At 64.8% G+C, this 22,584-nt stretch carries 23 protein-coding genes and 3 pseudogenes; 10 read left to right on the top strand and 16 right to left on the bottom strand.

What is annotated here, in order from left to right; all coding sequences use genetic code 11:
- Positions 1-350 precede the first annotated feature (350 nt).
- Positions 351-836: a hypothetical protein gene (locus ACFQZZ_RS00615; protein WP_378672230.1), complete on the top strand. Its 486-nt coding sequence runs from the start codon at positions 351-353 to the stop codon at positions 834-836.
- Positions 837-1,450: 614 nt separating this feature from the next.
- Here ACFQZZ_RS00615 and ACFQZZ_RS00610 read toward each other — a convergent pair.
- From ACFQZZ_RS00610 to ACFQZZ_RS00600, 3 genes and pseudogenes are all read right to left on the bottom strand, one after another.
- Complete coding sequence (locus ACFQZZ_RS00610) at positions 1,451-2,620, bottom strand: lipase family protein (RefSeq protein ID WP_378672227.1); 1,170 nt, start codon at positions 2,618-2,620, stop codon at positions 1,451-1,453.
- Positions 2,621-2,991: 371 nt separating this feature from the next.
- Positions 2,992-3,224 (bottom strand): annotated as a pseudogene (locus ACFQZZ_RS00605) (VOC family protein); the annotation flags it as partial.
- A gap of 151 nt (positions 3,225-3,375) precedes the next feature.
- On the bottom strand, positions 3,376-3,810 hold the full coding sequence (locus ACFQZZ_RS00600; protein ID WP_378672224.1) for a YbhB/YbcL family Raf kinase inhibitor-like protein: 435 nt from the start codon (positions 3,808-3,810) through the stop codon (positions 3,376-3,378).
- Between the two features lie 780 nt (positions 3,811-4,590).
- On the opposite strand from ACFQZZ_RS00600, the gene ACFQZZ_RS00595 reads away from it, so the two are divergent.
- Both ACFQZZ_RS00595 and ACFQZZ_RS00590 read left to right on the top strand, forming a co-directional pair.
- Positions 4,591-5,262, top strand: a complete 672-nt coding sequence (locus tag ACFQZZ_RS00595) for a dihydrofolate reductase family protein (protein ID WP_378672221.1) — start codon at positions 4,591-4,593, stop codon at positions 5,260-5,262.
- Between the two features lie 194 nt (positions 5,263-5,456).
- Complete coding sequence (locus tag ACFQZZ_RS00590) at positions 5,457-5,624, top strand: hypothetical protein (RefSeq protein ID WP_378672218.1); 168 nt, start codon at positions 5,457-5,459, stop codon at positions 5,622-5,624.
- Between the two features lie 56 nt (positions 5,625-5,680).
- On the opposite strand, the gene ACFQZZ_RS00585 is transcribed toward ACFQZZ_RS00590, so the two are convergent.
- Both ACFQZZ_RS00585 and ACFQZZ_RS00580 read right to left on the bottom strand, forming a co-directional pair.
- Positions 5,681-7,285, bottom strand: a complete 1,605-nt coding sequence (locus tag ACFQZZ_RS00585) for a hypothetical protein (RefSeq protein WP_378672215.1) — start codon at positions 7,283-7,285, stop codon at positions 5,681-5,683.
- A gap of 134 nt (positions 7,286-7,419) precedes the next feature.
- Positions 7,420-8,562 (bottom strand): tyrosine-type recombinase/integrase, encoded by a 1,143-nt coding sequence (locus ACFQZZ_RS00580; protein WP_378672212.1) that lies wholly within the window; start codon positions 8,560-8,562, stop codon positions 7,420-7,422.
- Between the two features lie 225 nt (positions 8,563-8,787).
- Between ACFQZZ_RS00580 and ACFQZZ_RS00575 the strand changes: the two genes are divergently transcribed.
- Both ACFQZZ_RS00575 and ACFQZZ_RS00570 read left to right on the top strand, forming a co-directional pair.
- Positions 8,788-9,132 (top strand): dihydrofolate reductase family protein, encoded by a 345-nt coding sequence (locus ACFQZZ_RS00575; protein WP_378672209.1) that lies wholly within the window; start codon positions 8,788-8,790, stop codon positions 9,130-9,132.
- Positions 9,129-9,446 carry a hypothetical protein gene (locus ACFQZZ_RS00570; RefSeq protein ID WP_378672206.1) on the top strand — a complete coding sequence of 106 codons (318 nt, stop codon included), beginning with the start codon at positions 9,129-9,131 and terminating at the stop codon, positions 9,444-9,446. The genes ACFQZZ_RS00575 and ACFQZZ_RS00570 overlap by 4 nt, the downstream gene beginning before the upstream one ends.
- Here ACFQZZ_RS00570 and ACFQZZ_RS00565 read toward each other — a convergent pair.
- Positions 9,443-10,084: an SAM-dependent methyltransferase gene (locus tag ACFQZZ_RS00565; RefSeq protein WP_378673198.1), complete on the bottom strand. Its 642-nt coding sequence runs from the start codon at positions 10,082-10,084 to the stop codon at positions 9,443-9,445. The two genes, ACFQZZ_RS00570 and ACFQZZ_RS00565, sit on opposite strands and share 4 nt — an antisense overlap.
- Positions 10,085-10,226: 142 nt before the next feature.
- On the opposite strand from ACFQZZ_RS00565, the pseudogene ACFQZZ_RS00560 reads away from it, so the two are divergent.
- Positions 10,227-11,071 (top strand): annotated as a pseudogene (locus ACFQZZ_RS00560) (APC family permease); the annotation flags it as partial.
- Between the two features lie 437 nt (positions 11,072-11,508).
- Here ACFQZZ_RS00560 and ACFQZZ_RS00555 read toward each other — a convergent pair.
- From ACFQZZ_RS00555 to atpB, 6 genes are all read right to left on the bottom strand, one after another.
- Entirely contained in the window at positions 11,509-11,973 is a 465-nt protein-coding gene (locus ACFQZZ_RS00555; RefSeq protein ID WP_378672204.1) for an NUDIX domain-containing protein, read from the bottom strand.
- A 97-nt stretch (positions 11,974-12,070) separates the two neighbouring features.
- Positions 12,071-12,229 (bottom strand): hypothetical protein, encoded by a 159-nt coding sequence (locus ACFQZZ_RS00550; protein WP_378672201.1) that lies wholly within the window; start codon positions 12,227-12,229, stop codon positions 12,071-12,073.
- Between the two features lie 163 nt (positions 12,230-12,392).
- Positions 12,393-12,890, bottom strand: a complete 498-nt coding sequence (locus ACFQZZ_RS00545; protein WP_378672198.1) for a hypothetical protein — start codon at positions 12,888-12,890, stop codon at positions 12,393-12,395.
- 4 nt (positions 12,891-12,894) lie between these two features.
- Positions 12,895-13,368 carry a F0F1 ATP synthase subunit B gene (locus tag ACFQZZ_RS00540; RefSeq protein ID WP_378672195.1) on the bottom strand — a complete coding sequence of 158 codons (474 nt, stop codon included), beginning with the start codon at positions 13,366-13,368 and terminating at the stop codon, positions 12,895-12,897.
- Between the two features lie 6 nt (positions 13,369-13,374).
- A complete protein-coding gene (gene atpE, locus ACFQZZ_RS00535; protein WP_378672192.1) occupies positions 13,375-13,635 on the bottom strand; it encodes an ATP synthase F0 subunit C in 261 nt (86 codons plus the stop codon).
- 47 nt (positions 13,636-13,682) lie between these two features.
- Positions 13,683-14,405 (bottom strand): F0F1 ATP synthase subunit A, encoded by a 723-nt coding sequence (atpB, locus tag ACFQZZ_RS00530; RefSeq protein ID WP_378672189.1) that lies wholly within the window; start codon positions 14,403-14,405, stop codon positions 13,683-13,685.
- Between the two features lie 371 nt (positions 14,406-14,776).
- On the opposite strand from atpB, the gene ACFQZZ_RS00525 reads away from it, so the two are divergent.
- Positions 14,777-15,016, top strand: a complete 240-nt coding sequence (locus ACFQZZ_RS00525) for a hypothetical protein (protein ID WP_378673196.1) — start codon at positions 14,777-14,779, stop codon at positions 15,014-15,016.
- Between the two features lie 391 nt (positions 15,017-15,407).
- Here ACFQZZ_RS00525 and ACFQZZ_RS00520 read toward each other — a convergent pair whose 3' ends face one another.
- Entirely contained in the window at positions 15,408-16,247 is an 840-nt protein-coding gene (locus tag ACFQZZ_RS00520; RefSeq protein WP_378672186.1) for an NAD(P)-dependent oxidoreductase, read from the bottom strand.
- Between the two features lie 773 nt (positions 16,248-17,020).
- Between ACFQZZ_RS00520 and ACFQZZ_RS00515 the strand changes: the two are divergent.
- Positions 17,021-17,122: pseudogene (locus ACFQZZ_RS00515) on the top strand (decaprenyl-phosphate phosphoribosyltransferase); the annotation flags it as partial.
- Between the two features lie 26 nt (positions 17,123-17,148).
- Positions 17,149-19,083 carry a flagellar motor control protein ZomB gene (gene zomB, locus ACFQZZ_RS00510; protein WP_378673193.1) on the top strand — a complete coding sequence of 645 codons (1,935 nt, stop codon included), beginning with the start codon at positions 17,149-17,151 and terminating at the stop codon, positions 19,081-19,083.
- Positions 19,084-19,389: 306 nt separating this feature from the next.
- Here zomB and ACFQZZ_RS00505 read toward each other — a convergent pair whose 3' ends face one another.
- From ACFQZZ_RS00505 to ACFQZZ_RS00495, 3 genes are all read right to left on the bottom strand, one after another.
- On the bottom strand, positions 19,390-19,941 hold the full coding sequence (locus ACFQZZ_RS00505; protein ID WP_378672183.1) for a MarR family winged helix-turn-helix transcriptional regulator: 552 nt from the start codon (positions 19,939-19,941) through the stop codon (positions 19,390-19,392).
- 87 nt (positions 19,942-20,028) lie between these two features.
- Positions 20,029-20,598, bottom strand: coding sequence for an NADPH-dependent FMN reductase (locus tag ACFQZZ_RS00500; protein ID WP_378672180.1), 570 nt, complete (start codon positions 20,596-20,598; stop codon positions 20,029-20,031).
- Positions 20,595-21,494, bottom strand: a complete 900-nt coding sequence (locus ACFQZZ_RS00495; RefSeq protein WP_378672177.1) for an EamA family transporter — start codon at positions 21,492-21,494, stop codon at positions 20,595-20,597. The genes ACFQZZ_RS00500 and ACFQZZ_RS00495 overlap by 4 nt, the downstream gene beginning before the upstream one ends.
- A gap of 659 nt (positions 21,495-22,153) precedes the next feature.
- Between ACFQZZ_RS00495 and ACFQZZ_RS00490 the strand changes: the two genes are divergently transcribed.
- Entirely contained in the window at positions 22,154-22,462 is a 309-nt protein-coding gene (locus ACFQZZ_RS00490) for a hypothetical protein (RefSeq protein ID WP_378672174.1), read from the top strand.
- Positions 22,463-22,584: the final 122 nt, after the last annotated feature.

The following is a 22,584-nucleotide window of genomic DNA, read 5'->3' as shown; positions in this document are numbered from 1 at the left end:
GAGATCGCCCCACGACGTCGGACTTCAGTCCTTGACGCCGACCGGGCGAGCGTCGCATTCCCGCTCCAGAGCCGGTGTCATCGTCGCGCGCTGTGCGTGGGGGCTGCTGGTGCTGATAGCGATTGCGGTCGTACTCCTCGCGATGTGAGTTCGCCCAGCGACGGGGTCTCGGCGGGCTGGAACAGTTGCCGTTGCCGCCGGATCAGCGGTGGAGTTGAGATCTTCAGAGCTGTAACGGATTTCGGTCCTGGTCGACGAGATCATCAACAGCATCTATTCCGGATGTTACAGTGATTTCACTAACGCAACATTGTCGTAACAACGGCTGCTGATGGCCCGGTAAACCAGGCATGACTCTCAATCGCAAGCAGCTGCAACAGTTTTTGGCCCGCGCTGGTGTCATCGCAGCGGTGACCGCCGCCGGGGTCGTTGGGTTCGCAGCGCCATCTACCGCCATTCCGCACGACCCAGGCTTTCCGTTCTCGCCGACCCTGACGCGCCTGATTCCGACCAGCTGCTCCGCGATCATCGACGCGGTCACCGTGCGGCAGGAGAAGCCTGGCACGTTCGGCGTGCGGGTGAACGTCACCCAGACCGGGGACAGCTGCGCGGACTGGAAGGTCGCTGTGCGCTTCAAGAACCTGAATACCGGGTACGCGGACGGGCAGCAGCACCGCGTCGTGAACGGTGTCGTCCAAAACACGGTGGACGGCGTGATCGTCGGTTTCGGCACGGCGCCGGGCGTCGGCCGGGTGGAGGCTCGGATCGTCGCGCTGGACTCGAACGACAGGGAGATGGAGCAGATCTCGGGTACGGCGACGTTCACACTGAGCTGAGCGCGTGTGCCGTGTCCAGTGATCGCTGGACACGGCACACTCAGTCACCGTGCAGGATCAGCATGGTCTGCGCACCATGGTGGAACTCGTACTCCGTTTCCCGGAGCGACGAGTGGATTCCCTTGTCGCGCAGTTCTTTCCGGAGATGCTTGACCAATAACCAGCTCGACACCAAACACGAGCTGGAGCGCGAATACGACGGCAGCGACTGACACAGCTTGCAATGGGGTGGAGCGGATCACCGTCTAGAGCGAGTGGTTTAACGACATCGAGGGCGCAGAGTTGACTAGCCATAGTCGGGCGCCGTCATGGCGCAGCAATTACCCGGACGCGGATGTATTGGCCGAGGATCTGTGCGACAAAGCGCGGCGTCGTCTGCCGAACAAGCACATTGTGATCCTCATCTTCGACATCGGCCCGCCGGCACCCCAACCTCCCGTCCGCACATCGGCTACGAGCCGCGACCGGCCTGGCGGCCTATGATCCCGCTCAGGTCGGCGTTCCGACGTCGGTCATCGGCGAACTATGACGTCGGTCGACGGGATCTGAAATCGGTTACGAGGCGCAGGTCTCTGCGGCGCGACCGGTGGACCACGCCGCGATCGACGGCGGTGTCACCGTCCGCCGGGTGTCGCGGCACATGTTCCGGTCGCAGGCACACCGCGCAATCGTTGATCCAGCCAATCCATGGTCGCGCTATAGGAGCTGACGTAGGCCGCCAGATGTTCACCGCCGACGATATTCTTCGTCGCCGCCACCCCCAGAGCACATTGCTCGCGCCACAACTGCTCGGCCTCCGGCACGGGAATCCAAGGATCGTTGATACCGTGGTAAATGAACAGCGGCACTCCCGATTTCCGGCCGTTTAAACTCAGACGCTGGAAGATTGCCTCGGCCGATTCGCTGTCGAGCGACTTATCGATTGTGGCCATCGTGTCGACCGGGATGGGCACTATCCCGAGTGCACCGAAACTACCGCTGCAGTTATCTTTAATGGGGGACGTCGCCAACCATTGCGCCGCATGGTTCATAAGGCCGAGGATTTCTGGGTGCTCCCGGCCGAGCGCGAGCGCGGTGGTGAGCAGGAACGCGGAGATGTAGGAACCATCGAAGGCGTGGGCGAACCGGCGATAGTCGGTGACCAATCCACCGAAACTCGCGCCAGCGAAATACGGGAGCAGTTCCGGTGCGTATTCCTGTACCAACATGGCCGCAGCGTGGGAAGCGATGGCACCGCCGGAGTATCCGGTCGAGGCGAAACGGCTCTCGCCGAACTGATCCGGGGCGAAATTACGGACCGCGCGGATGGAGTCGAGCAGGTTGTGTCCGGCGACGGCCGGCTCCGAGTAGGCCATCAGGGGGCCCTCGTGGTCGGGGATAATCAGCGCGTAGCCGTGCTCGATCGCCCAGGCGGTCGGCGACGGTGTGAAATCGTTGCCGGTCGGGACTTCCATGCCGTGGGAGAGCACGTAACCGGGGGTGCAGCGCTTGTTGAGCGCGTTGGTGGCTGGCGCGTTCACCAAGACGGGCTGGCTGCCGGGCCCCGTCCACGCCTTGGGGGGAAGGACCAGCGTCGCGGTGCCGATGGAGGGCTCACCGGCGGAGTTGGTGGTGCGGAATTTCAGGAGAGTGGCGCGTGAAATGAAGGTGAAGTTCAGGAGAAGCAGCGTCGGCCTGGCCGACGCCGTCACATCCCGCCATTCCAGAATGTCGCCGGGCGCATAGCGGGCGAGATCCGCCGGCCAGGTGTCGAACAGTGGGTCACCGGTCGGCGCGGATTGCACAGCGTTCCAAAGCGCTATCAGTTCCTGCGGCAGATCACTCGGTGCCGCAAGGGGCCGCGACGCTCGCGGTAACATCTTCGTCGGCGAGGGAAGGTGGGAATCGATCCACTGCTGCAGCGGGTTCGGACCCTCCCGCACACCAACGGACGGGGCAACCGACACCGAAGATTCCGGCGGATCCGCCTCCGCACGGGCAGGTATCTGCCCCATTGTGATCGAAAGACCCAGTACCATCATGGCCGCAGTCAACAGATGCTTCACGACTCATCAAGTTACGACATGAAAGCGCGCAAACGCGGGATTTAGGAGCCCGTCCATTCATGAACTTGCGATAATCGGCTACTACTCGCGAGAACGGGCGGAATGCGCCATTACCGTGCGTTCGGATGGCCCTCCAACGCCTCGACCCGACGGCGGAGCAGGCAGAATTCGTTCCCCTCCGGGTCGGCCAGCACGTGCCACGTTGCGGCGCCGGTCTGGCCGATGTCGACCTTCCGCGCACCCGCGGCGAGCAGTCGTTCCAGTTCCGCGCCTGATCGCGGTCGGTGGGGTTCACGTCAAGGTGCAGCGGCAGTTTCCCGCGCTTCGGCTCGGTGCTGCGACTGAATATTCTGTGCGCATCGAACGTCTGTGTTAAGTGGCAGGGCCGATGATCAGCCCGACTTGGCGGAATTCACGGTCGCGGGTGGAGCGGATTGTCCCCTGGCCGCCGATATCCTTTTGCCCGTCCTCGATACCGTTCTGGCCGGAGCGTGTCAATTGGCGTAGGTGCCGATCAACCGGCCGTGCCCGATGCTGACACTCTCGATCGCAGATATCGCTCGAGCCACCGGGGTTTCCGGGCTCAACTCGATCGGGCGCGACAGCGCGTGCACGGTGAACCGGTAGTGGTGCACGCCAGTCCCGACCGGCGGGCATGGCCCGAAATAATCGGCTCGGCCTGCACTATTGGCGCTTACCGCACCGCCCTCCGGTGCCCGGCCCACCCGGCTGGAAGTCGTGGTCAGCGGGATATCGCTGACCACCCAGTGCGTGAAGAGGCCGCCCACCGCATCGGGGTCGTCCATGATCAAGGCCATTCGAACCGCTTGCGCTGGCACGGTCCAGGTCAAGGGCGGCGGCTCGTTCCTGCCGCTGCACGAATACACCGGGGGAATAGGTGCGCCGTCGGCGAAAGCGCTACTGCTCACACTGATCTCATTCGTCGCAGACATCGTGACCTCCGCTCGGGATGGTTGTGGTCGTTCAAGTCCCTCGATTCGCTGGTGTCCGCATTGCCGCATGCCCCGTCAAGCCCCAGCGCCAGGACTCTGGCGGATACCAGGCGAACGGTATGGAGTCATGGTTCAACAGTAGGCCGACGTGGGCAGTGCAGCCGGCCTTCGGCGAACGGACTCGCCCACCGTCCCCGACGGTCATACGGCCGTCATCAGAAGGGACCGCCGCATTCCCCTCCCGCGGTCGACTGCCATGAGCGCGAGCGGTCGTCCTCAACAGCCACACCGCAACCGCGGTCTGCCATTCGAAACTATGTTTGATGAATGGCGGGACGAGTTCGACCCTCCCTCGTATCGCGTAGTGGATCCACCGGTGCGCGTTGTCGTCGACTCGAGGCGGCTGATCTCGATGCCGGACGCCGCGTTCAATGCCAGCAGTGTGCCGTTGCGCTTGAAGATTGACGGCTTGGAGCTGGCGGGTAATGCACCGGGCCTGTTGCATGCGTGGGCGCGGACCTCTTCTCTGCACTTGGCAAGCAGCTCCACCGAATCGGCCACTGCTTCGCGCAGGGCCAGCTCGGGGCGATGAGCGACGCACTGTAATGCCGAATGTAGCGAGAATCTGTCGCCGCGTCGTGCGGTACGCCAACGTCGGGGATGCTCGGCAGTGGTGGCCCACCTCACATAACACTCTGCTTGCAGTACTTTGGATGAAGTGCTTTACTGGTCCAACTTCAACGAAGTGATAGCTCGGTGGACGTCCGGTTCGGACCGGACACTCACCATCCGATCAACGAAGGGCCTTTTTTGCGCAAGCTGGTGTACCTCATTGCTTCCACTCTCGACGGCTTCATCGCGGGCCCGGACGGATCGGACCCGAGCGGGCCCGGTGGCTTCTGGACTCCGTCGGAGGACTACCTGAAGCACCTCATCGAGGGATACCCCGAGACGCTGCCGGGGGCGGCGCGGGCCGCGTTCGGCATCACGGCCGAGAACGTTCGGTTCGACACCGTCGTCGAGGGCCGCAAGAGCTACGAGATCGGGCTGGCGGTCGGGGTGTCCGATGCCTACCCGCATCTGGAGCATGTGGTCTTCTCCCGGACCCTGACCGAAAGCCCGGACCCGCAGGTGAAGGTCGTGGCCGATGATCCGGTGGCGACGGTGCGCGAGCTGAAACGTCAAGGCGGCAAGGACATCTGGCTCGTGGGCGGCGGAGACCTGGCAGGCGCGCTCTACGGCGAGATCGATCAGGTTATCGTCAAGCTCAGCCCGCTCACCCTCGGCGCCGGCATTCCGATGTTCGGCCGCTCGGCGAGCTTCGCCCCCGATGCGTGGAACCTCGTCGACCACACGGTCCTCGGCAGCGGAGCGGCCTTCCTCACCTACGACCGGGTCGCCGGTACGGCGTCGCCGGCCGCGGAGTAGCCGGAACGAAGTAGCTTCCTGCCCAACACCCGCTCATGCCGCGCGAACAAAAGGGCTTCTCTGAGCAGGAGTTTCAGACTCTGCGCGGGTGAGCGGGCGCGTAGAGTCGGAGAGAACATCTTCCGAGTGCAGGAGCGCCGCTCGCGCGTGCCAGCGGCGTTCGTCGCGTTCCCTCCGCGAGCACGGAGACCCTCATGAACGAGGCGATACCGATGTCATCGATCCACGTGCACTGGGTTGTCACCGAGACGGTGTACATGGCGGTATCGGGTGACTACCCGGAACTGTGCGCCACCGACCCCTGCTCGTCGCTGCGGGCGGTGGAGGAACTCCTGGCAGCCATCGACCGAAAACCTCTATGAGACACACGATCCGAACCAGGTACTGCCCGACCGATCAAGACTGCCAAGCAGGCAGCTCAGCACTCAAAGTGCTTGTCGTGCAACCAATCATGATCGGAACAATGACATGGAACAGCTCCGCGGACATCGGGATGACGCGTTCGCGGTCCGTCTTGGACGGCGCCACGACGAGCAAGGCGATGACTTCCCCGTTCGGTCGCTGGTATTGACGCACGCTCAACTGCGACAGTTCGGTGAGTTCTTCGATGCGCAGCCCGCTGTGCCGGAGGGTTTCGATGATCGCCCACATCCAGAACGCGGCATCCTCGTACACGGCCACATCGACCGTGCGCCCGAATCGCGGACTGCGCACCATGCACACCGGGCCGGTCACCGTCCGCGATCAGCTGGGCATCGCCGCGGGTGATGATCCGGGTATAGCGGTACCCCTCGTGGACGAAGCTCTCGTCGTGTTCGGCCGCCGACGCACGTTCGAGGACCTCGCGCCAATGCGCGTTGCGTTTGTCGACGTAGTCGACCAGAACGGGCAGCAGCGGTTGCAGGGTGCGGATCTGATGGTGGGTCTTCTCCTGGGCGCGCCGTTTGTGCTTGGTGATCTGACGCATTTCCCCGCGCGGGATCGGGCACGACGCGGACCAGCGTGCCCACCTTTGCGGTTCGCCGACAGCCCACACCTGGATGTCGTAGTACATCGCCTGCACCATTCCCAGGATGTTCCACGGGTCCGAGCGCGGGGTGCCGTCCTCGCAGAAGTCGACGGTGGCGCGCCATTGCTGGTAGAGGTCCTCGGACAACCGCAGGTCGGTTTGCTCGGGGTTGATCCGCTCGACGGCTTTCCAGAAGAACTTGACGATGTTGGTGCCGATCATCGACAGCGTGGAGTACTCGATGCTCGGGGCCCGCCGGTCGAGGTAGTCGATGAGCATCTGGCGGATCGCCGGATCGATGACTTCGTTCCGGTCGACCATCTCGGTGGTGGTGAACTGCGGCGATCGCAGGGCACCACGCAGAGTCGTCGGGGTTGTCGGCGGAAAGTGCCCGATGCTGTGCATCACCTGCCAAGCGAGATGACCGATGTACTTGCTCAGATGAAGGCCGGTGCGGCTGGTGGACTCTCTGGTTTGCTGAGCGTGATGCAGGAACGCTTCCGGGGTAAGGTCCGAGAACGGAATCCCTTGCACGGTCAGGGCGGTGCAGACATCGCGAACGGCCCAGCTCTTGAACGTCACGGTGGAATCGGTGGCCTGCACGGCCGCGATATAGGCATCGAGTGCGGGATCGGCTTCGGCCGCCACGAACACTTCGATGTACTTGCCGAGCTTGTTCGCCCGGAAAACGGCCAGGGTCGGCCTGATGACCCGCAGCGCATACATCGCTCCCAACGCCCGGCTGACGTGCTCACGCAGGGTCTTGTTCTCGACGACCTCGGTCAGCAACACGGCTCTTGTGCCGAGTTCGCTGGCCTCCCAACGCTGTTGCCACGTCTGCCCTGGATGCTGCGCGAGGTAGTCGCACAGCAGCTGGAACCCACGGTCGCGCACATCGTGGCGCTTGTCGGGGCTGGCGCGAAACCGACAGGCTATCTCGTAGAGCGCGGCCGCCGACGCGTTGTCCAGATCGCCGTGCCGGTGCAGGCGCTGAGGCACAGGAGGTGCCGCCACGACGGAAGGCCTGATAATCTCGTGGTCGGCGGCGCAGCGGCCTCTCGTCGCGATCTCCCCGGGCGGTCGGTGCGAACGTTACCCACCGAACACCGTCGCGATGTCCTCGGCCGAATAGCCGTTGACGAAAGTGGTTACCGGTCGCGACCGCGAGTAGAACTCCTGCATCTTCTCGTGCAGCTCCTCGATCCGCGGGAGCAAATACATCTCCGTGGTCGACAGATGCCGGTGACGCACCGGATCGTTTGAACCTCCGGCAACGTCAACTGCGAATCCTTCGCCATGCGCGTCGCCGCGGTGTGTCGAATATCGTGGAACGTCCAGTTGGTGCCGAGCTCGTCGTTGGCCCGCTGCATCACCCGCCGCAGCGCCCAGTAGGTCAGCGGCCGCGGATCCCCACGCAGGGCCCGCCAGATCCGCTCGGACGGCTTCGGCGTTCCATGCTGGTCGAAATACCTGGCCAGAAGCTCGAACGCGTCGGGCGAGGCCGGCACAGCCATCAAGTCCCGGGTTCCCTTGGACACCACCCAGATCCGGCGCTCGCCCCAGTCGACGTGCTCGCCACACACGCCCAACAACTCACTCGCGCGGGCGCCGGACGACACCGCGAACTCCAGCAGCGCCCGATCCCGGTCATCGGTCAGCACTCCGAAGAGAGCCGACCATGCTGTGTCGGGAATTGACCGCGGCGCGCGCTGCGGCAGCTTCTGCCGCATCGGTGCCCGACGCAGGCGCGGCCGCGGGTCGAGCGGGCCTCGTTGCTGGATCCGACGTCGATCAGGCGAGGCCGGCACCGGATTCACCAACGGACCGCGCCCGTACAAGAGGTGATGCTCATAGAACCCGAACACCACGGTCAACGCGTGGTTGATCGTCGACGCCGCGTATCCCGCGGACAGGACCGGCTTCCCGGTCTTGAGATTCACCGACCCAGGCTGGGAGCCAGAATTGTTGGAGCGCAGGCGTTGTGGATTGACCGCCGACCGCATCCACCCCACCATCGCCTCGACATCCTCGCGCGTCGCACGATCCCATCGCACACCCAGCCCGGCCAGAACCCTCCACCACCGCAGCAGATCGTGGGCATAGGACCGCACCGTCAATGGACTGACATCGGACAACACCAAACTCGACAAAAACGACGAGACAGGGTCAACTTCGGACCCGTGGACCACCACGATGTACGGCACCACCCCCGGCGGCCCGACCTGCTGCACACTCCCGACCGCTGGCAGCTCGATACGCCCGTCACGAAGCGCGCGCCTTTGCTCCTCCACTCGATGCACCCCCACAAACGTTAGACCCGTGGATCAACGACTGAAGTGCAGTTAACAGGACACGCGGATCGCGGATCGCGTATGTGACATGCGTGGTGACGACAGACAACCGGCAGGGCCGGATTTGAGTGCGGCAGTGGTGTTCACAGGCGGTGTCGCTGCCGGGCACCGACGGGAAGGCGCCAGCTGGGGGAGCCTACTGCTCGCGGACAATCGGACCACGACGTGGCAGACCACCCTCACCGGCTGGCCGGGCTTCGACCTCGACTGGCGGAGACGACGTGGCTCGGGTCCTGCGACGCGGACAAGATCCGGCGGCTCGAGGACGAATCCGCGGGCAACATCTACGTTTCGGGCAGCGGCGCCCTCGTTCGCGCTCTCCTCGCCGACGGTCTCGTCGACGAACTGCACCTGTTCGTGCATCCGGTCGCCCCGGGCTCCGGCGCGCGGTTCTGGTCCTCGGATGCAAGCGCCGTCCGCCTCGCTCTCAAGTCCGACGAGGTGTACGACAACGATGTCGTCCATCTCTGCTACGGTCCCGACTCGCACACCTTCGAGAGGAAACCATGATCAAGTCTTCGTCCGTCGCCGCCGCGCTCGCCATCGCTGCGGGCGCGCTCATCGCGCTGCCCGCCACGCCCGCGCACGCCCAGTCTCTGAGCTGTGCCAAAGCCATCGAGCTGATCAACATCGCCATCGACACGACCGGCGGCACCATGGACGAGGCGACCGCGACCGCGCTGTCCGGCAGGCTGAGCGGCCTGGCCGACACCACGCAGGGTGCCGAACGGGATGCCATCGCGGCCTACGCTGGCGCCCTGATCGATGACGAGGTCCCCGACCTCACGCCCTTCACCGACGAACTCAACCGCGCCTGCGCCTAACCGCGCGTAACGGCTGCGCGGTGGATCCCCTGTCGGTAGCGGCATCGCCGAGGCGTCGGCAGGGGATTCGCGCAGTCATCAGTCGTCGACCACCAGCAACGGTGCCCGGGATCGGGACACGCACGGGTGGAAGATCTCCCGCGAATCCGCCGCGACATCGATGTGGCGGTCGGGGCCTCCGGCTTCGAGCCAGCTTCCGCACAGCCCGTTCTCGCAGGACCCTGGTGCTGTGGGCAGCGCTGTTCGCAAGGCATCCAGCGCGCTGACCGCCTCGGGTACATGGACCAGACGCCGGTTCGCGACAGGTACAGGTCGAACTCGGTGGCCGGCTTGTCGTCGCGATCCACGGGGTGAAACGTTCGAGAAGCAGTGCGGGTCCGGCACATTCGGACAGAACACGCATCAAGCCCGTCGGCCCGCAGCAGTAGACGGCAGTCCCGTCGGGCTGTTCGGCGACCAGGCGGCTCGAGCAGCGCTCCTACGAAGACCGCGACGGTAAGATCCCACAGGACCAGGTAGCTGCCTGCAGGCACCGCGGCCATGATGGTGTGGATGATCCGCAGCATGTCGTCACAGGTGCGGGCGTAACCGAGCACGCCCATGAACATCACGGCGATCGGCTGTTGGAAGTCGAAGATGTTGGTATCAGGGCACGGTCGAGACGACGCCGCCGTGGGGATTTAGATACCCCCGGACCGTAGTCGGTCCCGGGGCGGGAATCTGCCGCTCCCGCAAGTCCGATCGGGCTCAGATCCGGCACACCCAGCTGGAACCGCCTGGCGCGGTATCACCGAGGGCGCCCCCAACTATTTCGCCGTCGGCGGCGGGTTGATGGCTGTGATGATCATGGGGCTCGCAACGCTCGTCGGCTTCGACTCCGCGGCGAACATGGCCGAGGAGGCCAAGGACCCGTTTCGCAGCGTCCCGCGCGCGAGCGTGGGGTCGGTCGTGGTGGCGGCGGTGCTGGGACTGGTGTTCCTGATCGCGCTCACGATCGCGATCGAAAATGTCCCCCGGGTCAGCGCCATCGACACGCCGGTGGCGGCGATCCTGCGCGATCAACTGGGGCCGGTGATGGAGCGGACGCTGCTGGTCGCGATCGCATTCGCATTCTTCGGTGCCGGGATGGTGACCCTGGCCACCTGCTCGCGGATGGTTTTCGCGATGTCGCGCGACGCACGTTTCCCTGCTTACCCGCTGATGCGTCAGGTCAACCCGCGCACGCAGACACCGATTCCGGCGACCATCTTGATCGTCGTCGTGGGGGTCGTCCTGATGGCCGCGCTGCCCGGTGGCGCACTGCTGGAGTTGCTCACGGTGGGGACGATCATCTCGGCGGTCCTCTACGGCGCGATAATCGTCCTTTATCTTGGGTGCGCAGGCGGCTGGACCGTAAGGAGGGCGCGTTCGATCTCGGGCGCTTCGAGATGCCGGTAGCGATCGGCGCGCTGGTGTGGTCGGCTGTCGTGCCGTTCGTGATCGTGTCGCCCTCAACTGCCGTGACCTCACTCCTGATTGCGGTCGGCTTGCTCATCGCGGGCGGGTTGTACTTCGTTTACCTGTTGATGTTCAAACGCGAGGTACTGGACACCGAGCCCGGAGCCGCCGATGTTTTCTCGCACTGATCGAGAGGGAAACCCTTGACTACCGCCACCATGTTCACCGGTGAAGTGGTGCGTGCGGGCGATCCCGGCCACAGCGAGGCCATCGGCAACGCCTAGGAGATGGGCAATCCGAGTTGCGGGTGTGGTGGTCGTCAGCGACCACCACGATCCACGGGGTGACGGCCTCGGTACTGGTTGCAGCAGTGGTTGGAACTCTGTGCTGCAACCAGTCCCGAACATTCCGGCCTTCTTGATCGTCGCCGATGTCGTTGGCAATGAGGAGCGTTGGAATATCGAGCGCCGCCAGCACGACCGTGGTCAACGGAACATCGGCAGCAATGGACTGCTCGTGTCTGATGTGCACCGTGATCAGCAACTGGGAACAGCGGCACGCTCCACAATTCGGCCTGGGCGAGGCAATGCAAACAACAGGGCCATCACTGCGTGCCGCCACGGGACTACCAGCCGTAGATCGAGAAGGGCATGCTGCGTTGGATGTGCTGAATGGCTACGCGGCAGTAGTCAATCATATGATCGGGCAGGGCATCTGACGCAAACCACTCCAGATTGCTGCACTTGTCCGGCTCCAGATTGGTCGGCTCCCCCTGCCAGGAGCGAACCGTGAAGAAGAACGCCATCCGGCCACCAGACGACGAGTTGTGCATGATGTGGCTGAACTGCACATCTTTCGCCTCGATTGTCACGCCGATCTCTTCGCCAGCTTCACGGATCAGGGCAGCGATGACGGATTCGTCGGCCTCCACGTGTCCAGACGGCAGGTGCCACGCACCATCCTCAAAGCCGGTATTCTGGCGCTGACCGAACAGCACCGCACTGCCACGGCGCAGCAGGAGATGAACATCGCCGGTCACTTTGTGCCGCTGGGGCTTTGTCTGCTGACTGGATTCGGCCGTCACACTCATACATGCATTCCTTTCACCTTCAGTTACACCGTTGACCAGGCATTTTCCGAAACAGCGGGTGAAACGAACCGAGCCTAATCGGTTGGCGAGGGGTGGGCTATACGCCGGACGTATAGCGGCGCGGCACTGCTGCGCCGCACTCGGGAAATACATCGGCATCTGGCGGTACGTCTACGAGCACCGTCATGGCAGCGAGGAAGTCGATGAACAACTGACGCTTCTGACGTGGCTGGTCGACCGCGAGGCCAGCAGCCACGTCATGAACATTCCGCCCACGCCGAACGCGCCACTGAATCCAAGTTCTTACAGCGAGATGCATCAGCCTCTCCGGTCACACCCAAGTGCATGGCGTCGGGGCTCAGGAAGGCTCCAGCCAACAGCACATCGACCACGGCCCCAGCGACCAGGACATCACGCGTTCACGCCATCGCCTCGAGTTCGTCCAGGAACCGGTCGACGCCGCCCGACTTGGCCTGCGGCGAGCTGAGCCGATGCCGCACCATGTGCTCGGTCCGTTCCAGGACGGCGGCATGCAATCCCGCCCGCAACTCGTGGACCAGCTCCCGGCGCACCTGCCCGATCCGCTCGAGACCATGTCGCTTCGTGCGCACTGCCACCTCCTCGGCTTCCTCCCGCATGTCCGCGAGAATCCGTTCTGCGGCGGCATGCGCGTCCTTTTCGAGCTGCGCCGCCGCGAGACCCGCCTGAGCCAGCGCCGCTTCGTGCGCTTCCGCAGCCGCGACGACCTGGACGACCGCGCGTTCGCTCTCCTCCAGCTGAATTCGAATACTGTCCTGTGCCTTGACCATTGCCGCACGAACTCGCGGCGCCACCCATCTGGCGAGGACGTATACAAGGACCGCGAAACCGAACAGCTGGCTGAGGAAGATGGGCCAGTCCCAGGTGATGTGGAACATGCGCCTATCCCCTTCCCGCCCGGTCGTTTTCGGCGCCGAGCACCCGATCGGCGAGCGTCTGCGCGAGCGGATCGACACTGTCCCGAAGGTCGGCGGCCACCCGATCCGCATCCGCCCGTAGCTCGGCCACCGACCGGGTCACCACCGCATCAGATTCCTCCTGCGCCGCGCACCGCCGCTGCTCGATGATCGAACGGCCCTGCTCGCGTGCCCGATTCCGGATTCCGGTGGCCACCGCACGCGCATCCGCGAGCGCCGACCGGTAGGCAACCTCAGCCTCCGCACGCGCATCCTTAGCTGTTTGCTGATCAGCCGCGGTCTTGGCGACCCGCGCTTCGCGTTCCGCCAGCACCCGGTGGATCGGCGGAACAACAAAGCGCCAGATGACGCCGAGCACGGTCAGGAAGATCAGCAACTCGGCGAAGAACGTACCGTTGGGGAGCAAGAAGTTCTCCCCGGCAGCATTTCTCGTCGACATGGCCCGCTACTTACCCGGTGTCGCGAACACGAACAGCGCCATGAACGCGAGGTTGATGAAGTACACCGCGTCGATCAGGCCGACCGCCATCAAGTAGTTTCCGCGCAGTCGACCTTCCGACTCCGGTTGCCGGGCAACACCGTTGATCAGCGCGGAGCCCGCCATACCATTTCCGAAGCCCGCGCCGATCGCGCCGCCGAGCATGATGAATCCACCGCCGATCAGCGCCGCCGCCTGGATGATGCCCGCGTTAGTAATGTCCGCCATTTTTTCACTTCCCTTCTTCGTGGAACAGGAATGTCTTCGACTGCCGGTCAGTGGTTCTCGTCCTCGCGCACCATCGACTGACCGAAATAGAGGATGGTCAGCAGCGAGAAGATGAACGCCTGGATGAGCCCGACGAACAGGTCGAGCAGTTTCCAGACCGCATTGGGCCCCCAGCTGATCCAGGCCGGGAGGAGGGTGATCACCGAGAGCATCACGCCACCGGCAAACATATTCCCGAACAGCCGCAGCGACAGCGACAGCGGCTTGGCGATCTCCTCGATGATATTGATGAATACCATTGGGCCCCAACCAGTGTGGCCCTTCAGCAGTTGCTTCAAGTGAGCGAGCGGTCCGCGCCGGACCGCACCGGCCACCTGGTAGCTGACGAAGACGAATGCCGCGAGCGCATAGACGAAGTTGACGTCCGCCGCTGGTGGATGGATCAGCTCGCCCTCGCCGTATCGCATCGGCAGTACCGCCAGCCAGTTCGACAGCAGAATGAAGGTGAACAGGGTGACCGCCAGCGGCAGCACGAACGGAGCGATACGCATCCCGATGGCGTTCTCCACCTGCCCGCGCAGCTGCACCGTCACGGTCTCGAAGAAAAGCTGAACCCCTTTCGGCACACCGGAAGTCACCGTCGCCCGCAGATAGAACGCCAGACCGAGCACGATCGCCGCCGCGACCGTCGTCGACAGAATCGTGTCGACGTTGAACTCCATCCCGAGCCACCGCGCGGTTTCGTGCTCACCGACCTTGATCGCCGTCATGTCCGCCCCCGCGCCATCGGCCGCGCGCCCCAAAGCAGCGCACCAGCTTGAAATACCCCCAGCCCGAAGAAGATTCCGACTCCGCCCGGCCGCACGAGATGGGCCACAGCAACCGAAATAGCCGTCAGGACAAACAATCTCGTGGTTGAGAGGAGCGCAAGACGTCCGGCTCCCGCGGTCGCCGAATCAGCGATCCGGGCAACCGCCACACGAGTGAATCGAGCATTCCCCCAGCCGAGCGCCAATCCGGCGCAAATGAATACAACTAGCGATATCGCCATCCAGGCCTCCCCGTTGACGTCGTAATACTACGTAGCATAGTTGCTACATTTCATCGCGGCAACGCTATTGACTGAGCTGGGTCGTGTGCGATTAGATGGGGAGATGCCCATCTGCACGTTGCCGATCGGCATCAATACCGTATGGAATCAGCGGCCCTTACCCGCTCCTCCACCATCGAACTGACGGTGCATATCCGGCCCCGCTTCGGCTGGCTGGCCTGCCGCATCCACACCAACCACGTCATCGACGGCTTCCGCGAAGACTTCGAAATCTGGGACAGCACAGGCGCACTCGTCGCGCAGTCCCGTCAGCTGGCCCTGATCCCGTAGGCCGGTTCGCACCGATCCACATAGACCGCGATCCTGTCCAAAGGTGGACTCGGCCCCGCGCTCGAGGCACTGGCGCGCCGCGCGTCCGTCCCTGTCGAACTGAATCTCGACCTGACCGACCGGGTACCGGAATCCGCTGAAGTGGCCGCGTATTACGTTGCGGCAGAAGCACTCACGAATCAAATATGCGCAGGCATCCGGGATCCACGTCCACGCCCGAACCGACGGCCCGCACGTGCACCTCGCTGTCAGGCCTCATCGGTCTGACCGACCGCGTCGAAGCCCTCGGCGGCCATAGATCACGAGCTATCCCGGACGCGGGACAACCCTCATCGTGCGAATCCCGATCATCGAGTCGCCGACGTCCTCCTGACACCAACGAGCCGGAGCGCTATGGCCGGCCGTACAGGTCGGCGACGAACGCGATGTCGGCATCCGCCTGACGGGACGCCGCTGCCTCATAGAGGTGCCGCACCACCTCGGCCGACGGTAACTCGACACCAGCGGCACGTGCTGTTTCGATCGCCAACCCAGCATCCTTCGCTCCGAGAACGACGGTCCACCACCCCTCGGGAGAGCCGGTCAGCACACTGTCGAACCGGTTCCGTAATCCGGGCGCCACGCTCGTGGCGAGCAGATCCCGCAATTGATCGCCCCGGAGTCCTCCCGACCGGCCGACGGCGAACGCCTCGGCCAGCGCGACAACGCCGGACAGCAACAACATATTGCTCGTCAGCTTGGCGGTGAGAGCGAGTGGCGCCGTGTCGTAGCGCCGGACCGTATCCGACAGCGAATCGATCATCGGACCGAGACGGTCGATCTGGTCAGCCGCACCGCCGACGAGCAACACCGCCTGGCCCGCACTGACCGCAGCAGGAGCACCGAGGACCGGCATAGCGACGAACCGATCCGCAAAACCCTCGCTCAGCGCACCACTGAGCGCAGGCGACACCGTCGAGCAGTCGACATAGATGGTCGCGGAGCCAAGCAACGGACGCAACTCCCCCAACGCCACCGCCCTGACCGCGGCGTCGTCGGCCAACATAGTGACAACGACATCCACACCATCCACAGCCGCAGCGATACTCTGCGCCTCCTCAGCGCCTCCGGACACGAGTTGCCCAGCCCTACCCCTCGTTCGGTTCCACACCCGCACCTGGTGCCCACCGTCTAGCAGACGCCCGGCCAGCGCCCGCCCCATCTGTCCCATGCCCAACACCGCGATATCCATACCGACCTCCTCGGCTCTCGAATTCGCTGTGACCAGACATCTCCGTAGCGGATCCCGCTCGCACACCAGACGGATACGTCATGATCGCTAACCAGACAGTGCCGACTCCCGCTAGCTGGATCCCAGAGCCCTGCTGGCCATGATGGCATCCCGACCGTCAGAAGCAACGATCGACTTCAGACCCGCGCGGCGGAATGCCGCTGACAACCTGGTTGCGCGGATGCCGTGCCCGCGCGGCCGTGCCAGTTGGCGCGCGAGGAGTAGGCCTTGTCGGCCAGGCCAGAACCGAGGCCGCCACCGCCCTGCACCGCACCACCTGCGACCTACGCGCTCAACCTCCGACGCGTCCCGACTTGTGGGCGGCGCTCATCCACGGCGGCCCCTTGTCATGTCCGCTGCCAGCGAAAGTGGGCCATTGCCGCGATAACTGAGCCATCAGCGGATGCTTGCGATGTGGGATTCCCACGAGCAGGCAGCCGCTTTCGACATTACGCCGGGACGGCAGTACCCCCGAATACGCCCAAGCACGTGTCCAATGCGGAAACCGCCCAGGATGCTCGCCGATCGGCCCGCGACCGTAGTGGCCTGCTGGTGCAGGCTCGGCGCTGCTGCTCTGAAAGTGCTTGTGCGCGAAAAATCCTCGACGTCGGTCCGGCCGCACGGCTGACCCCAAGATTTTGGCCCCTCGTTGGATCGCACGGTATGGTTCGCCCGTACCAATGAGGGGGAGATCCATGAGTTACCTTTCCGGGCAGCCCGGACAGCGCGGCGGTCTCGTGTCCTCCGGCTTCCTGCTGAGCGCGGTGGCCGGGGGATGGTCGCCGGTATCCGGCCGCCCACAGTGGTTCCTGCTCATCATGGCGTTCGGTTCGCTTAGGTGACGCTGACGATCTCGCCCGACATGGTGGTGAGCGAAGAGCTCGCGGTTGCGCCGGCGACACAGCGACCATCTCGCACGACTCTCGTCAGCGGAATTGTGCTCACCGCTGCGCTTTTCGCGATCGGCGGCTGGGAGCGGCGCTGGATCGCCGACGACGGCTTGACCGTGCTGCGTACAGTGCGAAACCTGCTGGCGGGCAACGGCCCAGTCTTCAATGCGGGTGAGCGCGTCGAAGTCAACACCAGTACAGCCTGGACCTACCTCATCTGGTTCTTCAGCTGGCTGACGCAGGCGCGGCTGGAGTACGTGGTGCTGGGTATCGCGCTGACGCTGTCGGTTGCGGCCATCGTCTTCGCGATGCTGGGCGCGGCCCGGTTGTGGGATGGCCGCGGTGCCCAATTATTGCTTCCGGCAGGCGCTCTGGTCTATATCGCGGTGCCCCCGGCCCGCGACTATGCCACCTCAGGACTGGAGTCCAGCCTGGTCATCTGCTGGCTGGCGGTGCTGTGGTGGTGGCTGATCCGCTGGAGCCGCGCCGAAACAATGCGCTTCGCAGGCATTTTCGGCCTGTCCTTCGTCGCAGGTCTGGCGCCGCTGATCCGGCCGGAGATGACGCTGGTCGGCGCGCTGGCGCTGCTCATGATCTGCTGCGCGCCACAGCCGGGGATCCGGGTGCGGCCGTGGATGTTCCGTGCACTGATGGTGGCGATGGCGGGCGTGGTGCCGGGCGCCTATCAGATCTGGCGCATGGGTTACTACGGTCTGCCGTACCCGAATACGGCGGTTGCCAAAGATGCGGGCGGCGCGAAATGGCGCCAGGGGTTGGTCTACCTGTGGAATCTGGTTGGGCCGTACTGGCTGTGGGTGCCGCTGGTGATGCTGGGCGTGGCCGCGGTGGTGGCGGTGCGGTCCCGACGCATTGGTGGTCATGCCGCTATCGCGTCCGACCGCGATGGGAAACCAGCTCTGCGCGAACGTATTCACCGACTCAGCGGGTGGCTGCGGACCCCGGTCGCGGTGGTCGCACTCATGCTCGGCAGCGGTGTCCTGCTGGCCGTCTACGAGATCCGTGTCGGCGGCGACTTCATGCACGGCCGGATGCTCCTGCCGCAGCTGTTCTGCCTGCTGCTGCCCGTCATGGTGCTGCCGCTGAAGCCTTCGGCCGCGCAGGCGGACCCGCGCCGCACCGACCGGCCCTTCCTGATCGTGCCGGCGGCTTTCGCCGGAACCATGGGCTGGGCGCTGTTCGCGGCCAACGCCACCGCCATCGAGACCGACACCAAGATCAGTACCTCCGGCATCGCAGACGAGCGGCTCTACTACGTCCAGACCACCGGCCACGATCACCCGCTCCGCGCCGAGGACTACCTGAACTACCCGCGTATGCGCGCCATGGTCGGCGATATCGCAAGAAGCCCGAACGGCGGTCTGCTCATCAATTCGCCGTCCTGGAGCTGGACCATCGTCCCGCCTCCGACACCGATCCCGGATGGTGGCGCCGGGCATACCGTGTTCTTCGTGAACCTCGGCATGATCGGCATGAACATGCCCCTCGATGTCCGCGTCCTCGATCCGATGGGTCTGTCGTATCCGCTTGCCGCACACACTTTTAGGTTCCCGAATGCCCGTATCGGCCATGACAAGAACCTCGACTCGGACTGGGTGGTCGTGGACGCCGGCATGGTGGACGAGCATCCCTGGATGCCATGGTTCCTGGACGAGGGCTGGGTGACCCGGATCCGAACCGCCCTGAGCTGCCCGGAAACTCGGGATTTGCTGGCCGCCACCCGCGCCCCGCTCACCTTCGACCGATTCCGGCGCAACATCCAGCAGTCGGTGGAATACGCCAAGTACCGCATCGACCGGGTGCCGGAATACGAGATCGAGCGGTGCCACGTGGTCGACCGGAGCGACCCTAACGCACCGAGGTTGCGTCTTGACATAGGCGAGCCATGAGCGAAGGGCGCAGCTCTCCTGGAGTGAGTGGTTGACCTGCGGAGATTTGGTGGGTGTATCGCGGCGGTCGACGGAACCTTATGGTCGGGGTGGGGGCTTCGCCGGTGGAGGCTGCGATGGTGTCGCGGCCGCATTGTTCGCCACGATCGTTGGCGAGCTCGGGTGCCTGTGTGGCACCACGCCGAAGATCGATCTCGACCGGCTGCCCCGCTCGGGCCGCTGATCGAGGGGTGAAACAGCGGGTGGGGCGCTCCCGAGGAGCGTCCCACCCGACCGTCGAATCTCGTGCCGTCAGCCGCGGATGCTTCAGTTCGGCGTTGCCGCCTCGGAGCTGGCCGCTGAGGTGGCCCGGTCACGGTCGAGGTGGTCGTCGAAGTGTTCCAGGAGGCGGCGAAGTTCGCCGGTGAACTGGCGGTAGCCCGTGGGGGTGTAGTCCGGGAGTAGGTGTGCTTCGTTGGCCAGGTGGAGGCGGAAGACGCGGTCGACCAGTTCTTTTCCGTGGGGGGTGAGGCGGACGCGGACCGAGCGGCGGTCGTCGGGGTCGCGGAGGCGTTCGACGAGGTCCTTGGCTTCCATGCGGTCGATCCGGTTGGTTACCGTGCTCGAGGTGATCATGGCCGCTTCGAGCAGTGCACCGGGGGTGAGCTCGTAGGGCGGGCCGGAGCGTCGGAGCGTGGTGAGGACGTCGAACTCCCAGACCTCGAGTCCGTGCTCGGCGTAGAAGTCTTTCAGTGCGCGGTCGAGGATGCGCGAAAGCCGCTGTACTCGCCCCACGATCGCCACCGGCCACAGGTCGTCGGCCAGTTCCGGCACCTCGTGGCGCCACAGATCCATGATCACATCGACGCTGTCGGTCATTCCCACTCCTTATCTCGACATCGAGATTACCCGTCCGCGCACTCGTGGGTTCGCGGACGGGGAATCTCTCGAGGTCGACTGAGAATGCTACGGTCCTCGCTTGATTCGCCGAGCCAGTTCGGACAGCAGGTCCACGAGCCGGGTCCGGGTGAACGGATCGGTCAAAGTGCCTGTGGCGTCGAATTGTTCGTGCGCACGGAACACCATCACCTCCGGCTTCGTGAGGACGTCGGCGCCGACGGCGGCCAGGATCTGGCGCAGCGCGAGCTGGGCCCGCGCCGTGCCGAGGGCGCCGGGCGACGCGCCTGCCACAACCATCGGCTTGCCGCTCATTCCCGCCCCGTCGGGCATGCGGCTCATCCAGTCGATCGCGTTCTTCAATGCGGCCGGGATCGACGCGTTGTGCTCCGGCGTCGCGATGAGCAGTGCGTCGGACTGCAGGATCTGCTGGTACAGGTCGTGCACGGCGGCGGGCAGCGGGCCCTTCTCCAGGTCTTCGTTGTACAGCGGCAGGTCGCCGAGACCGGAGTGGAACTGGATGGACATCGAGCTGGGCGCGAGTTCGCGAGCCGCACGCAGCAGTGCGGTGTTGTACGAGTCGGCGCGCAGGCTTCCGGAAAGGGCGAGGACACGGTATTCGGGTGCGGTGGAGGTCATTTCGAGTTCCTGTTCATGGACTGGCCGACGATGAGGGCGATGAGGGTGATGGCGAATCCGGTGAGTTGCCACGGGGTGAAGGTCTGACCGAGAAGGGCAAGGCCTGCCAGGGCCGCGACGAGCGGGTTGATGGTCGACAGTTGCGATAGCGAGGTGGGTGCGAGTCGCTGCACCCCGCGGAACCACATCGTGTAGGCGAGGGCGGTACCGACGAGTCCGACGTAGAGGAAGCCGAGCACGTTCTGGGCGGTGACCGTCGATGGCACTCCTTCGGCTACGAGGGTCAGCGGCCAGAGCATCAGTCCGCCGATAGTGAGCTGCCAGCCGGTCATCGTCAGTGGCGGGACCGGTGAGCCCCACTTCTTTCCGAGGATGATCCCCAGGCCGAGGATCGTGGTCGCGGCGATCATCGCGGCGACGCCGATCGGGTCCGGCGTGGTCGCGGCGGTCATTGTCATGAGCGCGACGCCGGCCGCGGCCGTGAGGCACGCGAGCAACATGGCGTGCGGAGTGCGGGTCCGCAATATCAGGAACGCCAGCGCCGCAACAATGAGCGGTTGCAACGCACCGATGGCGGCGGCGAGCCCGCCGGGCAGGCGGTACGCGGCGACGAACAGCAGCGGGAAGAACGCTCCGACGTTGAGGGTCGCAAGCGCGATGGCTTTGGGCCACCACGTTCCGCGCGGCAACGTTCGGGTGAACGCCAGGATGAGCAGTCCGGCAGGCAGCGCGCGCATCGCCGCGGCCAGCATCGGCCGATCCGGTGGGAGTAGGAGAGCTGTTGCGGCATAGACGGTTCCGAACAGCGCGGGCGCGATCGCGGTGAGCGCGATGTCGTGCAGCGATGTCGTCGTTCGGCCATATGTCTCGAATGTTCGTGCGGCGATGGTGACCATGTCCGGCCGCCCCCTTCTGCGTATTAATCTCGACATCGAGATAACACCACTCGACAGTGTCGATGTCAAGTCTCTCGATGTCGAGACGAATTGCGAAGGGAGTCGCCGCGGTCGGATATGGGGCTGCCAGGTGTGACGGCGGTGGTCAGCTCGTTGGGTGGGGTCAGCAGATCCGATGGGGGCGGCCAGGGGCGCGGGCCAGAATGCGTCGAAATGGTTGCGGCACTGGTGGCGTCGCTTCAGGATTCATCCGTCGTCCGATCGTGTCCGGATTGGCCGGCACGGCACCCCCAGCCAGGGTCAACTGCATTTCGCGGGCGCGACACCGCGTGCGATCATCGCGACGGGCACCGGACCGGCTGGACCTCACAAAGACATCGCGCCGAGACCGGTGACGGCAGCAGCTTCTCCCCCACCCTGCGTACTCGGTGTCGGCGCCCCCAGAGCCCGTGTTCGTCACGATCGCCGAGCTCACCGGCCAGGACACCACCACACCCGCTCCGATACGCAGGAAATCTCGGCGGGCCCGCGAGCGGCTCGAGTGATTCGTCTTTCAGCCCTGCCACACATGTGCTGTCATTGATTCGAATGACGGTGGGCCAACAGGTTTCGGCTAGGTGGCGGGTACACCGTGGTCGGCCGGATGTGGGGAGGCAGTGATGAGTTCACGGTCAGGCTCTTTGGTGCCGGTGGTGGCGCCTGTCGCTGTGGCGGCTGTGGTGGCTACCGGATTGGCCGTGGTGGTGAACTTGGCGACCGGAGGAGGGTCCTGGTGGTTATGGGTCGTGGTCGTGGCACTGACCGTGGCCGGTGCCGGGACCTCGCTATGGCAGTACCAGCGCCAGTCCACCACCTCACCAACGTCTGACCACTCGGTGTCGGCGCGTGGAGAACGTTCGGTCGCCATCGGCAGAGACGCACACGGCGACATCACCACCGGCGACCAGAACAGGCCGACATCGGCGTGAAATGGTTCGGCTTGGGCCGCAAGCGATCCGGCGTCCCGGCACTTGCGACGGCTGATGCTGTCCCCGCTGTCGGGGTGCAGGCCGCAGGCGATCGGGCAGCGGCCGTCGGGGGGAACGCTGGT

It is taken from the genome of Nocardia sp. GCM10030253, from assembly GCF_042675075.1.
Taxonomy (GTDB): domain Bacteria; phylum Actinomycetota; class Actinomycetes; order Mycobacteriales; family Mycobacteriaceae; genus Nocardia.
The sequence above is the reverse complement of the archived record's forward strand: the minus strand, read 5'-3'. Positions and strand labels throughout refer to the sequence as shown.

Coding starts and splice junctions, on each gene's coding strand:
- ACFQZZ_RS00615 (WP_378672230.1), top strand. CDS start 351: ATGACTCTCAATCGCAAGCAGCTGCAACAGTTTTTGGCCCGCGCTGGT.
- ACFQZZ_RS00590 (WP_378672218.1), top strand. CDS start 5,457: ATGAACGAGGCGATACCGATGTCATCGATCCACGTGCACTGGGTTGTC.
- ACFQZZ_RS00540 (WP_378672195.1), bottom strand. CDS start 13,368: ATGTCGACGAGAAATGCTGCCGGGGAGAACTTCTTGCTCCCCAACGGT.
- zomB (WP_378673193.1), top strand. CDS start 17,149: ATGGTGGTGAGCGAAGAGCTCGCGGTTGCGCCGGCGACACAGCGACCA.
- atpE (WP_378672192.1), bottom strand. CDS start 13,635: ATGGCGGACATTACTAACGCGGGCATCATCCAGGCGGCGGCGCTGATC.
- ACFQZZ_RS00555 (WP_378672204.1), bottom strand. CDS start 11,973: ATGAGTGTGACGGCCGAATCCAGTCAGCAGACAAAGCCCCAGCGGCAC.
- ACFQZZ_RS00520 (WP_378672186.1), bottom strand. CDS start 16,247: ATGGATATCGCGGTGTTGGGCATGGGACAGATGGGGCGGGCGCTGGCC.
- ACFQZZ_RS00490 (WP_378672174.1), top strand. CDS start 22,154: ATGAGTTCACGGTCAGGCTCTTTGGTGCCGGTGGTGGCGCCTGTCGCT.
- ACFQZZ_RS00495 (WP_378672177.1), bottom strand. CDS start 21,494: ATGGTCACCATCGCCGCACGAACATTCGAGACATATGGCCGAACGACG.
- ACFQZZ_RS00500 (WP_378672180.1), bottom strand. CDS start 20,598: ATGACCTCCACCGCACCCGAATACCGTGTCCTCGCCCTTTCCGGAAGC.
- ACFQZZ_RS00545 (WP_378672198.1), bottom strand. CDS start 12,890: ATGTTCCACATCACCTGGGACTGGCCCATCTTCCTCAGCCAGCTGTTC.
- ACFQZZ_RS00505 (WP_378672183.1), bottom strand. CDS start 19,941: ATGACCGACAGCGTCGATGTGATCATGGATCTGTGGCGCCACGAGGTG.
- atpB (WP_378672189.1), bottom strand. CDS start 14,405: ATGACGGCGATCAAGGTCGGTGAGCACGAAACCGCGCGGTGGCTCGGG.
- ACFQZZ_RS00570 (WP_378672206.1), top strand. CDS start 9,129: ATGATCAAGTCTTCGTCCGTCGCCGCCGCGCTCGCCATCGCTGCGGGC.